At 73.7% G+C, this 11,878-nt stretch carries 12 protein-coding genes; 4 read left to right on the top strand and 8 right to left on the bottom strand.

The features are described from left to right. Window positions 1-5 precede the first annotated feature (5 nt). The gene (locus B5P21_RS05265; RefSeq protein ID WP_201775075.1) at window positions 6-821 is read right to left on the bottom strand and encodes a nucleotidyltransferase domain-containing protein; all 816 of its coding nucleotides are present in this window, start codon (window positions 819-821) and stop codon (window positions 6-8) included. Then, a complete protein-coding gene (locus B5P21_RS05260) occupies window positions 818-2,005 on the bottom strand; it encodes a ThiF family adenylyltransferase (RefSeq protein ID WP_045528939.1) in 1,188 nt (395 codons plus the stop codon). The genes B5P21_RS05265 and B5P21_RS05260 overlap by 4 nt, the downstream gene beginning before the upstream one ends. On the opposite strand from B5P21_RS05260, the gene B5P21_RS05255 reads away from it, so the two are divergent. Next, on the top strand, window positions 2,004-3,710 hold the full coding sequence (locus tag B5P21_RS05255; RefSeq protein WP_045528941.1) for a glycosyltransferase family 39 protein: 1,707 nt from the start codon (window positions 2,004-2,006) through the stop codon (window positions 3,708-3,710). The two genes, B5P21_RS05260 and B5P21_RS05255, sit on opposite strands and share 2 nt — an antisense overlap. Window positions 3,711-3,726: 16 nt before the next feature. Here B5P21_RS05255 and B5P21_RS05250 read toward each other — a convergent pair whose 3' ends face one another. Further along, entirely contained in the window at window positions 3,727-4,587 is an 861-nt protein-coding gene (locus B5P21_RS05250) for an alpha/beta fold hydrolase (RefSeq protein WP_045528943.1), read from the bottom strand. An 86-nt stretch (window positions 4,588-4,673) separates the two neighbouring features. Here B5P21_RS05250 and B5P21_RS05245 point away from each other — a divergent pair, with 86 nt between their 5' ends. Continuing rightward, window positions 4,674-5,168, top strand: coding sequence for a CGNR zinc finger domain-containing protein (locus tag B5P21_RS05245; RefSeq protein ID WP_080939324.1), 495 nt, complete (start codon window positions 4,674-4,676; stop codon window positions 5,166-5,168). Between the two features lie 12 nt (window positions 5,169-5,180). On the opposite strand, the gene B5P21_RS05240 is transcribed toward B5P21_RS05245, so the two are convergent. Next, complete coding sequence (locus B5P21_RS05240; RefSeq protein ID WP_094170865.1) at window positions 5,181-6,077, bottom strand: GNAT family N-acetyltransferase; 897 nt, start codon at window positions 6,075-6,077, stop codon at window positions 5,181-5,183. A 107-nt stretch (window positions 6,078-6,184) separates the two neighbouring features. On the opposite strand from B5P21_RS05240, the gene B5P21_RS05235 reads away from it, so the two are divergent. Both B5P21_RS05235 and B5P21_RS05230 read left to right on the top strand, forming a co-directional pair. Beyond that, window positions 6,185-6,889, top strand: a complete 705-nt coding sequence (locus B5P21_RS05235; protein WP_052663218.1) for an HAD family hydrolase — start codon at window positions 6,185-6,187, stop codon at window positions 6,887-6,889. Window positions 6,890-6,939: 50 nt separating this feature from the next. Further along, window positions 6,940-7,359: a hypothetical protein gene (locus tag B5P21_RS05230; RefSeq protein WP_052663219.1), complete on the top strand. Its 420-nt coding sequence runs from the start codon at window positions 6,940-6,942 to the stop codon at window positions 7,357-7,359. 33 nt (window positions 7,360-7,392) lie between these two features. Here the strand turns inward: B5P21_RS05230 and B5P21_RS05225 are convergent, their stop codons facing one another. From B5P21_RS05225 to metG, 4 genes are all read right to left on the bottom strand, one after another. Next, complete coding sequence (locus tag B5P21_RS05225; RefSeq protein ID WP_045528947.1) at window positions 7,393-8,331, bottom strand: 4-(cytidine 5'-diphospho)-2-C-methyl-D-erythritol kinase; 939 nt, start codon at window positions 8,329-8,331, stop codon at window positions 7,393-7,395. 10 nt (window positions 8,332-8,341) lie between these two features. Continuing rightward, window positions 8,342-9,253 (bottom strand): 16S rRNA (adenine(1518)-N(6)/adenine(1519)-N(6))-dimethyltransferase RsmA, encoded by a 912-nt coding sequence (rsmA, locus tag B5P21_RS05220; RefSeq protein ID WP_094170864.1) that lies wholly within the window; start codon window positions 9,251-9,253, stop codon window positions 8,342-8,344. Continuing rightward, window positions 9,250-10,200 carry a TatD family hydrolase gene (locus B5P21_RS05215; protein WP_045528950.1) on the bottom strand — a complete coding sequence of 317 codons (951 nt, stop codon included), beginning with the start codon at window positions 10,198-10,200 and terminating at the stop codon, window positions 9,250-9,252. Before B5P21_RS05215 ends, rsmA begins: the two co-directional genes overlap by 4 nt. Window positions 10,201-10,272: 72 nt before the next feature. After that, complete coding sequence (gene metG, locus B5P21_RS05210) at window positions 10,273-11,850, bottom strand: methionine--tRNA ligase (protein WP_045528951.1); 1,578 nt, start codon at window positions 11,848-11,850, stop codon at window positions 10,273-10,275. Window positions 11,851-11,878: the final 28 nt, after the last annotated feature.

The raw sequence follows: 11,878 nt of genomic DNA, 5'->3' as shown, positions 1-11,878 counted from the left end.
CCGGATCAGCCGCCGCCCGAGATCCCCTCCCGCCGGACAGCGTCCGCCAGCAGCGCCTCGACCGCGTCGACCGCGCGCACCAGCTCCGCGGGCTCGGTGCCCATGCGCGCCACGACCGCATCGATCCCGCGAAGCCCCGCACGCGTGAGGAGCTGCTTCTCGTTCGTGACCCACTCGCCGCGGTGGGCGAGGATCGCGTGCGCCGCGGAGCACGCCGCCTCGGAGAGGAGACCCGCGCACTGCGCGACCCGGCCGTGGCGGGCGTGACCCTCGCGGGCGTAGTGCAGCGTCAGCTCCGCGCGCTGCCACCAGACGCCAGGCGCGGACGCGCGCAGCGTCGGCGGGTACGCGAACGCGGGCACCTCGCCGCGGAGGGCGCGGTTCACCCCGACCTCGGCCAGCAGGATCGTGCTGGGCAGGCCCGCCTGGTGGAACAGCAGCGTCTCGAGGGTGAAGCGCCCGGCGAGCGCCTCCTCGTGCACGGCCTCGATCGCATCGAGGTCGCGGTAGTGGACGTCGACCGTGCGACCGTCGACGTTCAGCGCGCCGCCGCCGTCGAAGACCGGCCCCCAGCCGCCGCGCGGGCTGAGCGCGCCGGGCCAGCCGAGGGCGCGCAGGCCGTCGGGGTCGAAGGATCCGCGGTAGTAGACGGCCACGTCCCAGTCACTGTCGGGCCGGTTCGCGCCCTGGGCTCGGGATCCGCCGAGGGCCACGCCCCGCACGCCCGGCACCGCGGCCAGCGCGTCGGCGACGTGCTCGAGGAACGCGTCGTCGTCGAGGCGGATGGCCGGGCCGGCGTCGGTCGGGGCGCCGGAGCTCACGCCCGCCCCGCCACGCTCCGCCACGACTGGATCCCGCCGCGGAGGCTCACCGCGTCGCGCCCCGCCTCGCGCAGCGCCGCCGCGGCCGCCCGGGAGCGCACACCGGAGGCGCAGTAGACGATCACGCGGTCGGTGATCGCGCCGGGCACCGCACCCGGATCCACCGTGACGATGCGCACCGGCACCGGGACATGGCCGGGGATGGAGTCGACGAGCCGCTCGTCGGGCTCGCGCACGTCGAGGAGCACGACCTGCTCGTCGGAGGCGAGGATCCACTCCACCTCCTCCGCGTCGAGCTCGGTGCCGTCCGTGGCCGCGCCCACGCCGCAGAACAGGTCGTAGTCGGCGAGCGCCGTGACACGCTGGCGGCCCTTGGCGCGCTTCACACCGATGGTGCGGCTGGTGCCGGCGAGCGCGTCGAGCACCACGACCCGGCCGAGCAGCGGCGTCCCCGCGCCGGTGACGAGCTTGATGACCTCGGTCGCCATGAGCGCCCCGACCGTGCCGCACACCGCGCCGAACACGCCCGCCTCCTCGCAGGAGAGCACGGCGCCGTCCGCCGGCGGCTCGGGGAAGACGTCGCGGTAGTCGATGCCGCGGCCGTCAGGCGCCGCGTCCCAGAAGACGGTGACCTGCGCGTCCCACCGGTACACGGATCCCCACACGCACGGCACGCCGACCAGCGCCGCCGCATCGCTGATGAGGTACCGCGTGGCGAAGTTGTCGGTGGCGTCGACGACCACGTCGTATCCGCTGAGGATCCGGATCGCGTTGTCGTTCGTGAGGCGCTCGGCGTGCTCGACCACCTCGATGCCCGGGTCGGTGCGGTGCACGGAATCCGCGGCTGACGAGGTCTTCGGCCGGCCGACGTCGGGCGTGCCGTGGATGGTCTGGCGCTGGAGGTTCGAGAGGTCCACAGCATCGTCGTCTACGATTCCCAGGGTCCCGATCCCCGCCGCGGCCAGGTACTGCAGCACGGGGGAACCGAGGCCGCCCGCGCCGATCACGAGCACGCGCGCCTGGTCGATGCGGGACTGACCCCCCATCCCGATGCCGGGAAGGGCGAGGTGCCGGGAGTGGCGTTCGCGCCGTTCGCGCGCATCCTGCCCGGAGCCAGGACCACCCAGGCCCCGCCCCCCGGGGTCGGTGCCCTCCCGATCGACGAGCGGCAGAGACGACCCCATGACAGACCTCCGTACGGACGGCGGACGCGGATCCGCGTCGACCGGTCCCAGCGTACGACGGCCCGCCGACGGGACCCGCGGCGGACGCCCGGCGGGCGGCCTGGGCCGCTTCCACCACCGCCGCTGGGGCGACGCCTGGCTCATCGGCCTCCTCGGCTTCCTGCTCGCGCTCCCCCTCGCCGGCGCGCCCTCGGTCTGGTACGACGAGGCCGCGACCGTGATCTCGGCCACGCGCGCCTGGGACGACCTCCTCCGCGAGCTCAGCACGGTCGACGCCGTCCACGGCCTCTACTACGCGGGCATGAAGGCGTGGTTCGAGCTGGTCGGCTACTCGCCCACGTCGCTCCGCTTCCCGAGCGCCGTGTTCATCGGCCTGGCCGCCGCGGGCGTGGTGCTGCTCACCCGCACGGTCTCCACGCGCGCCACCGGCATCGTCGCCGGGCTGGTCTTCGTCGTGATCCCCCGCTCGGCGTGGATGGGCACCGAGGGACGCTCGTTCGCGCTCGGCACGCTCATCGCGGTGGCGCTCACGATCGTGCTGGTGCTCGCGGCCCGCCGTGCCGGATCCCGCTGGCAGGTGCAGGCCCGATGGTGGGCGCTCTACGGCCTGCTCGCGTGGCTCGGCGCCTCCACCTTCGTGTACCTCGCGCTGCTCGTCGGCGCGCACGGCGTCGTGATCCTGTGGGCCATCGCCTCGGCGCGCGTCGGCCGCCGCAGCCGCCGGCCCATGGTCGTGTCGCTGCTCGGCTGGGCCCTCGCTTCCATCTCGGCCGGGCTCCTTTCGCTGCCGCTCGTGCGCGTGGTGACGGACCAGTCGGGCCAGGTCGGGTGGATCAAGCCCATCGGCCCGAACACGATCACGCAGGTGATCTCGACGCAGCTCTTCTCCCAGAACGACGTCTTCGGCCTCCTCGCCTGGGCGCTCGCGCTCGTGGGCCTCGCGCTGCTGGTGCGCCGCGGGATCCGCCTGGTCCGCGCCCGCCGCGCCTCGCGCCTCGAGCCGGAGGGCGCCCTCGCCGAGTTCGAGTCGGCGTACCTGCACGCGGGGTGGTCGCCGACGATCCTGCAGCTCGCCGTCGTGTGGTTCGTCGTGCCGACGCTGCTGCTCATCGGCGCGTCCACCCTCATGTCGCCGCTCTACTCGCCGCGCTACATGGCGTACACGGCGCCCGCGTTCGCGATGCTCATGGCGGTCGGGATCCTCGCGCTCAGGTGGAAGCCGCTCGTCGCCGCCGTCACGGCCGTGCTCGTGGCGCTGTCGGTGATGCAACTCGTGCACGACCGCACCACCACCGTGAAGGCCGACTCCGACTGGGCAGCCATCGCCCGGATCGTCTCCGAGGAGCGCGCGCAGGAGGCGCCCGGCACGACCGAGGCCGTGATCTTCGGGCCGGTCCGCCGCCACCCGAAGGCGACCTCGCGCATCGTCGCGTACTCGTACCCGGACGCCTTCCGCGGCATGGACGACATCCTGCTGCGCACGCCGCCCGGCGACACCGACGGCCTCTGGGAGGAGACCTACCCGCTGGCAGACCGAGTCAACGAGGTCGAGGGCGCCGACGTGGTGTGGCTCGTCACGAGCGACAAGCAGGACATCCGGCCCGAGGTCGCCGAGGCGCTCACCCCGCGCGGCTTCGCCAAGACCGACGACTGGCACGTGACGAACGCGAACGTCGAGCGGTACGAGCGGGTCGACGCCGGCTGATCAGGGCGGCCGCGCCTCACGCCGCGGCCTGCCACTCGCCGATGGCCCGGACCACGCGGTCGAGGTGGGACTCGAGCAGGAAGTGCCCGCCGTCGACGAGCTCCACGCGCGCGTCAGGTGCGTCGCGGCGGAAGGCCGCGGCGCCGGCCGCGGCGAAGATCTCGTCGTTCCGCCCCCAGATCGCGAGCACCGGCACCCGCGACTCGCGGAGCCACGCGTGCACCGCCGGGTACAGATCGCGGTTGGTGGCGTAGTCGCGGAAGAGCGCGAGCTGCACGTCGTCCTGGCCGGGGCGGGCGAGGAGCGCGAGATCGTGCTCCCAGGCGTCGGGATCCACGACCGACGGATCCGGCACCCCGTGCGTGTACTGCCACTCGACGGCCGCGCGAGCGAGGGCCGGCCGGAGGGCGTCGCGCGTGGCGTCCGTGCGCGCGGCGGCGTCGGCCCAGATCGGATCCCAGAACGCCGGCACGAAGCCCTCCTCGTAGGCGTTGCCGTTCTGCGAGACAACGCCCGTGACCGCGGACGGGTCGGCGAGCGCCAGGCGCCAGCCGACGGGGGCGCCGTAGTCCTGAACGTAGATCGCGTAGCGGGTGACCCCGATCGCGGCGAGGAAGCGGGCGGTCACCTCGGCGAGCGCGGCGAACGTGTAGTCGAACTCCTCGACGGACGGCGCGGACGAGCGGCCGAACCCGACGAGGTCCGGCGCGATGACGCGGAAGCGGCCCGCGAGCGCGGGGATCAGGTGCCGGAACATGTGCGAGCTCGACGGGTACCCGTGCAGGAGCAGGAGCACGGGTGCGTCGGTGGGCCCGGCCTCGCGCCAGAAGACGTCGAGGCCGTCGACGGAGACGGTGCGGTGGTGGACGGTGACCATGGCTAACCCCTTTGAGTTGTTTTGGCGGTTAGCGAGACGGTAGCATGGATCCATCGCGCCACCCGTGCGCGGAGGATCGAGGAGCCGTGGACCGGGACGAGGAGCTGCTGCTGGCCGTGCTGAACAGCGCGCCGGTGGTCGACGGGCAGCGCGAGGACCGCCTCGCCGGCGCATCCGGCCGGCGGCTCGCCCGCGACTGGGGCGGCACCGGCAGCGCCGCCGAGCTCGACCGCCTCCGCCACGCCCGCGACGCGCTCCAGGCCGTCGTCCGGGGAGACGCCGCCGCGGTCGCGGAGCTCGCGGCCGTGGTCGACGGCGCCGTCCGCACGCCGCGCGTCACCGCCGACGGCGTGGTCTGGGAGCTCCGCGTGCCGCACGACGACCGCCTCCCGGTGGACGCCGTGCTCGCCTGGTCGACCGTCACCGCCCGCCTGCCCGGCCGCCTCCGCCCCTGCGCCAACGCCGAGTGCGAGCTCTTCCTCCTCGACCGCAGCCGCCCGGGCACCGCGAAGTGGTGCTCCATGGCCACGTGCGGCAACCGGATGAAGGCCCGCGCCCACGCGCAGCGGGTGCGCGACTGACGCGGACGGCCCTCAGCGGAGCCGGATCAGCCCGGCGCTCGTCGGCGTGAAGCCGCAGGCGCCGAGGTAGAAGTCGCGCAGGTGGTCCTCGAAGTCGACGTGCAGCCACTCGCAGCCCGCCGCCGCCGCGTGCTCGCGTGCTGTCGCGATGAGCCGGACGCCGATGCCGCGCCGTCGCGCGCGGACCGCGACGGCGGTGTCCTCCACGAACGCGTGCACGAGGCCGTCCCAGATGACGTTCACGAACCCGACGAGGCCCTGGTCGTCGCGCGCGGTCACCCAGCCGAGGCTGAGCCGGCCGAGCTGGTCCGCCCAGTCGTCCTCGAACGGCGGATGGTCGAAGGCCTCGGCGTGCAGGAGGTCGACCTCCCGGTTGGCGAACGGCCCGCGCCACTCGTAGCGGACGGCATCGGAGTCCGCATGGGCATCGGGCGCGGCGGGCTCCTCGGATCGCCACGCGGGGCCCTCGGTCGATGCGCCGTCTTGCGCCGGTGCGCCGCCCCGCTGCGGATTCCGGGTCCACAGCCCGAAGGACACGCCGGTCGGATCCCGGAACACCCCGAACCACCTGTCGTCCTCGCCGAGCTCCGTCCGCGCGCGCTCCACCGTCCCGCCGAGCTCGACCACCCGCGCGAGGGCGACCTCGAGGTCGTCGACCGCGAGGTCGTCGACCTCGAGGTCGTCGACCGCGAGGTGCACGCGCGCGCCCGCCGTCGACGGCCGGACGGGCGACGCCGCGCGCTGGAGGCCGCTGATCCCCTCGCCGCCGTGGCGGGTGATCCAGTAGTCGGCGCCCAGCCCCGTCTCGGCGAAGGCGCGCTCGAAGTCCCAGCCGGACAGGCTCGCGTGGAAGCGCTGGAACCGCTCGGGCTCCGCCGTCTCGACCTCCCACCACACGATCCCCGCCATGCGGCCAGGCTACGGGGGCATCGACGGCCCGGAGACGGCGAGGAGGAGGGCTGGCGCAGACAGCGGCGGCACCGTCTGCGCGGGACGCTCCCCCCTACGGTGGGCAGATGGGCGCGACGCGGATGGTGTTCTGGGACTTCGACGGCACGCTCGCCGCGCGCGACGGGATGTGGCCGGACGTGCTCCGGGAGGCGGTCCTCGCGGTCGATCCGACGCAGCGGGTGGACGTCGACGCCCTCGACCGAGCGCTCCGCGACGGCTTCCCGCGCTGGGGACCGGACGGCATGGGCCTCCACCGCAGCCCGTCCGCATGGTGGGCGGCCGCATCGCCCGTCCTCGCGGACGCGTGCCGGGAGGTGGGCATCGAGGACGTCATCACGGAGCGCGCGATGGCGGAGGTCCCGCGGGTCTACTACCGGCCGGACGCGTGGCGGATCCTCCCGGGCGCGCGCGAGGCGCTCGAGACCGTGTCGCGTGCGGGGCTCCCGAGCGTCATCCTGAGCAACCACGCCCCGGAGCTGCCCGGCGTCGTCGAGGCGCTCGGATTCGCTCCCCTTGTCATGCGCACCATCACGAGCGCGTCGCTCGGGATGGAGGAGCCGGATCCGCGCGTGTTCGCGACCGCGCTCCGGCTGACGGGGGCGGCCCGGGACAGCTGGATGGTCGGGGACCACCCCGTCACCGACGTCGCGGGTGCGCGGGCTGCCGGGATGCGCGCCGTGCTCGTCCACCGGTCATCGGGCGGCGCGACGCCGCTCACGCTCCACGATGCCGCCGCGCGGATCGTCCGCGACCTCGCCGCGGCCCGCTGAGATCCGCCGCCGGGGACCTCGGACTCGAGCACTCCCGCTACCGTCGCCGCATGAGCACCTTCTTCGTCGCCGGCAGCTGGCGGAACAGGCAGGCGATCGCCGACGTCCTCGACGCGCTCGACGGCGTGGGCGCTCGGTCCTCGTGCTTCATCCGCGCCGCCTACGACCCGGAGGCCGCGGCCTTCGCCGCACCGGGCGGCGCGGACGATGCCGACCTCGACGACCCGGGGATCCGGCGCCTGTTCGAGCAGGACCTCGCCGCGCTGCGCGCCGCCGACCGGTTCGTGCTGGTGCTCCCCGCCGGGGCCGCCGCGCACATGGAGGCCGGCATCGCGTTCGGCCTCGGGAAGCCCTGCGTCGCGGTGGGCCCGGCCGAGCGCACCGAGACGCTCCACCGGATCTTCGACGCGATGTGCGCCGACCCGGCCGACCTGATCCGCCACCTCCGCGCGACGGGAGTCGTGAGCTAGCCGGTCGGCCCCGGTCGCGCCTCGGACCGCGCGTCAGCCCGTGATGATGCGGGCTCCGTGCACGGGCCCGGTCGCCCGGATCACCTGAAGGCGGGCGGCGCTCAGCGCGATCTGCAGCTCGAGCGCGCTGTCGAGGTCCGCCGCGAGGAACGCGACCGTGGGGCCGGATCCCGAGACGATGCCCGCGAGCGCGCCGTTCTCCTCGCCGAGCTGCAGCACCTCGCCGAGGCCCGGCGCGAGGTGCAGCGCGGGCGCCTGGAGGTCGTTGTGGAGGACCTCGGCGAGCATGTGCGGATCCCCCGCCCGCAGCGCCTGCAGCACGCCGGAGTCGACCTGCGGGATCTGCTGCGCCGGGAAGATGTCCTGCGCGTGGCGCTCGCGGTGCTTGTCGAGCTCGCCGTAGACGTCGGGCGTGGAGACGCCGAACTCGGCGATGGCGAGCACCCACTGGAACGTGCCCTTGGCGAGCGCGGGGCTGAGGCGATCGCCGCGGCCCGTGCCGATGGCGGTGCCGCCCGCGAGCGCGAACGGAACGTCGGCGCCGAGCTCCGCGCCGAGGGCGAGCAGCTGGTCGCGCGTGCGCTCGGTGCCCCACAGGGTGTCGCAGGCGAGGAGGGTGGCCGCGGCATCCGCGGATCCGCCGCCCATCCCGCCCGCGATGGGCACGTCCTTCTCGATGCGCAGGTGCACGCCCCCGCGGTAGCCGGTGCTCCGGGCGAGGAGCCGGGCCGCACGGACGGCGAGGTTGTCGGCGCCGGTGGTGAGGTGCGACGTGTCGATGGATCCGCCGAACTCGACCGAGAACCCGTCGGCCTTCGTGGCCCACACGTCCTCGTAGAGGCTGACCGCCTGGTACGCCGTGGCGACGTCGTGGTACCCGTCGTCCTGGAGGGCGCCCACCGTGAGGGAGACGTTGATCTTCCCCGGGGCCCGCGCGTGCACCACGTCGGAGCTGGTGGCCGCGGAGGTCATGTGCTCCAACCTAGCGGAGGCTGGGAGGCACTCCGTCCGCCTCGCGATCCGCCCAGGCATGGGCGACGCGGAGGTAGTCGTGCACGCTCAGCTGCTCGCCCCGCGAAGTGGGGGCGACCCCTCCGGCCTCGAGGAGCGCGGATGCGGCCTCGCTCCCGCCGAGCAGCTCGGCGAGCGCCTGGCGAAGCATCTTGCGGCGCTGCTGGAAGGCCGCGTCGACGATCTTGAACGTGCGGACGCGAAGCGACTCCGACGCGAACGGCTCCGCGTGCCGCTCGAAGGCGACGAGCACGGAGTCGACGTTCGGCACCGGCCAGAACACCTGGCGGCTGACCTGGCCCGCCGTGCGCCACGCGCCGTACCAGGCGGCCTTGACGCTCGGGGACCCGTACACCTTGGATCCGGGCGCCGCGGCGATGCGATGCCCGACCTCGGCCTGCACCATGACGACGCCCGTGCGGATCGCCGGGAAGTGCTCGAGCAGGTGCAGCAGCACGGGCACGGACACGTTGTACGGGAGGTTCGCGACGAGCGCGGTGGGATCCCCCGGCAGCTTGGCGACGCGGAGCGCGTCCTCGTGCACGACGGTGAGCGCGGCGTCCGGCTGGAAGAGCGCGACGGTGACGGGCAGCTGCTCGGCGAGCCGGCCGTCGATCTCCACCGCGACGACGCTCGCGCCGGTCTCGAGGAGGCCGAGGGTGAGGGATCCGAGCCCGGGCCCCACCTCCACCACGTGCGTGCCGGCCTCGACGCGCGCGACGCGGACGATGCGGCGAACGGTGTTGGCGTCGATGACGAAGTTCTGGCCGAGCTTCTTCGTGGGCGCGACGCCGAGCAGCTCGGCGAGGTCCCGGATCTCCGCGGGGCCGAGGAGCGTCGGGGCGGGCGCGGGCGCGGCGGCGGGTGCCGTCTCGTCGCTCACGCGCGGCCCGCCGGGTCGATCTCGGCGGGGTCCTTCGCGGGCGACGTGACGGGCTCGTCGTCCCAGCGCCCGTAGACAAGCTCGGTGTTGGAGGAGATCTGCGCGGCGAGCATCGACACGTCGGTGCCGAGGTGCGCGGCCATCGCGCGGAGCGTGTGCGGGATGAGGTACGGCGCGTTCGGCCGGCCGCGGAACGGCACGGGCGTGAGGAACGGCGCGTCCGTCTCCACCAGCAGGAGCGAGCGCGGCGCGAAGGCGAGCGCCTCGCGCAGGTCCCCCGCGTTCTTGAAGGTGACCGTGCCGGAGAACGACATGTACCAGCCGTTCTCGGCGCAGATCCGGGCGAGGTCCTCGTCGCCGGAGAAGCAGTGGAAGACGGTGCGCTCGGGGGCGCCGACCCGTAGCAGCGTGGCGACGACCTCGTCGTGCGCGTCGCGGTCGTGGATCTGGAGGGCGATGCCGCGCTCCTTGGCGATGCGGATGTGCTCCTCGAACGAGCGCTGCTGGGCCGCGCGGCCCTCCTCGCCGGTGCGGAAGAAGTCGAGGCCGGTCTCGCCGACGGCGCGCACGCGCGGGCGCCCGGCCAGCTCGTGGATCTCGGCCAGGGCGTCGTCGAGCGTGCCCGCCTCCTCGTAGGCCGGGGCCTCGTTCGGGTGGATCGCGACGGCCGCGAGCATGCGCGGCTCGTGCGCCGCGGTCTCCGCCGACCAGCGCGATGTCTCGAGGTCGCCGCCGACCTGGATCACGCCGCGGACGCCGACCGAGCTCGCCCGGTCGAGGTGCTCGGTGAAGTCGATGGGCGACTCGCCGTCCGCGATCTCGAGGTGCGTGTGGTTGTCGTAGACGGGGACCGTGAGCGCCTCGGGCAGCGGCGGGTACGTGAGGTCGCGCGTCTGGCCGTGGGCCGCGGAGGTGTCGCGCTGGCGCACGTAGCTGGATTCGGACATCCCGCTCACTCTACCGACGGGCGGGCGCGGAGCCCGGCGGGGCGCGGCACCCGCCGGGTCAGGTGGCGGGCGTCAGGTGGCGGGCGTCGCCGGCTCCTGCTCGATGCGCGGGAACAGCGGCGCCTCGAGCGGGGTGACGGTGCCGGATCCGGTCCACTCGTCGGCGAGGTCGATGCGCTGCCGGCCGACCGTGCCGGTGCCGCCGAGCGCGGTCCAGAGCTTCTCGGTGGCGCCGGGCAGCACGGGCGCGAGCAGCACGGCGAGCGTGCCGAGGCCGCGGACCGCGGTGTGCATCACGGTCTCGAGGCGCGCGCGGTCCTCGTCCTGCTTGGCGAGGGCCCAGGGCTCCTGGCTCGTGATGTAGCCGTTGAGCTCGTCGACGAGGGTCCACACGGCGGCCAGCGACTCGTGGATCGCGAGCCGCTCGATGGCGTCGTCCGCGGTGGACGCGGCGGCGCGCGCGACGGACAACACGCGCTCGTCGGCCTCGGTGAGCTCGTGCGCCTCGGGGATCCGGCCGTCGAAGTAGCGGCCGACCATGGCGATCACGCGGGAGGAGAGGTTGCCGAAGCCGTTGGCGAGCTCCGCCTGGTACCGGGCGCTGAGGTCCTCCCAGCTGAAGGAGCCGTCCTGCCCGAAGGCGAAGGCGCGCATGAAGTAGTAGCGGAACGCGTCGATGCCGAAGGTGTCGGTGATGGTCTGCGGCACGATGCCCGTGAGCTTCGACTTCGACATCTTCTCACCGCCGACGAGCAGCCAGCCGTGGCCGAAGACGCGGCGGGGCGGCTCCTCGCCGAGCGCCATGAGCATGGCGGGCCAGATGACGGCGTGGAAGCGGAGGATGTCCTTGCCCACGAGGTGCGTGGCGGGCCAGCGGCGGGCGAACTGCTCGTCGTCGACGCCGTAGCCGATGGCCGTGACGTAGTTCATGAGCGCCTCGAACCACACGTAGACGACGTGGCTCTCGTCCCACGGGATGGGGATGCCCCAGTCGAAGCTGGAGCGGGAGATCGACAGGTCCTCGAGGCCGCGACGCACGAACGACAGGATCTCGTTGCGGGCGCTCTCGGGCTGGATGAAGTCGGGACGCTCCTCGTAGAACGCGAGGAGCCGCTCGCCGAAGTCGCTCATGCGGAAGAAGTAGTTCTTCTCCTCCAGCAGCTCGACGGGCTTCGAGTGAATGGCGCAGACGAGCTGGCCCTCGAACGGACCCGTGCCCTCGAGGAGGTCGGAGGGCTGCTTGTACTCCTCGCAGCCGACGCAGTAGTAGCCCTTGTACTCGCCCGTGTAGATGAACCCGGCGTCGTGGAGGCGCTGCAGGAAGATCTTCACGGACTCCTCGTGGCGGGCGTCCGTGGTGCGGATGAAGTCGTCGTTGGAGATGTCCACGGCCTCGAGCAGCGGCTGCCAGCTCTCGGTGACGAGGCGGTCGGCCCAGGCCTGCGGGGTGGTGTCGTGCGCGGTGGCCGTGCGGAGGATCTTCTGCCCATGCTCGTCGGTGCCCGTGAGGAACCAGGTGTCGTCACCGCGCTGGCGGTGCCAGCGGGCGAGCACGTCGGCGGCGACCTCGGTGTACGCGTGCCCGATGTGCGGGACGTCGTTCACGTAGAAGATCGGCGTGGTGATGTAGAAGGGCTCGCCGCGGGACATGGGCTCCATCCTAACGATCGGCGGGAGC

Source organism: Clavibacter michiganensis subsp. insidiosus (genome assembly GCF_002240565.1).
Taxonomy (GTDB): domain Bacteria; phylum Actinomycetota; class Actinomycetes; order Actinomycetales; family Microbacteriaceae; genus Clavibacter; species Clavibacter insidiosus.
The sequence above is the reverse complement of the archived record's forward strand: the minus strand, read 5'-3'. Positions and strand labels throughout refer to the sequence as shown.

Bases quoted from the DNA above. Each gene is read 5' to 3' on its own strand.
- B5P21_RS05225 (WP_045528947.1), bottom strand. From the start codon at position 8,331: ATGACCTCCGCGGCCACCAGCTCCGACGTGGTGCACGCGCGGGCCCCG.
- B5P21_RS05250 (WP_045528943.1), bottom strand. From the start codon at position 4,587: ATGGTCACCGTCCACCACCGCACCGTCTCCGTCGACGGCCTCGACGTC.
- B5P21_RS05255 (WP_045528941.1), top strand. From the start codon at position 2,004: ATGACAGACCTCCGTACGGACGGCGGACGCGGATCCGCGTCGACCGGT.
- B5P21_RS05230 (WP_052663219.1), top strand. From the start codon at position 6,940: ATGAGCACCTTCTTCGTCGCCGGCAGCTGGCGGAACAGGCAGGCGATC.
- B5P21_RS05240 (WP_094170865.1), bottom strand. From the start codon at position 6,077: ATGGCGGGGATCGTGTGGTGGGAGGTCGAGACGGCGGAGCCCGAGCGG.
- B5P21_RS05235 (WP_052663218.1), top strand. From the start codon at position 6,185: ATGGGCGCGACGCGGATGGTGTTCTGGGACTTCGACGGCACGCTCGCC.
- B5P21_RS05215 (WP_045528950.1), bottom strand. From the start codon at position 10,200: ATGTCCGAATCCAGCTACGTGCGCCAGCGCGACACCTCCGCGGCCCAC.
- B5P21_RS05260 (WP_045528939.1), bottom strand. From the start codon at position 2,005: ATGGGGTCGTCTCTGCCGCTCGTCGATCGGGAGGGCACCGACCCCGGG.
- metG (WP_045528951.1), bottom strand. From the start codon at position 11,850: ATGTCCCGCGGCGAGCCCTTCTACATCACCACGCCGATCTTCTACGTG.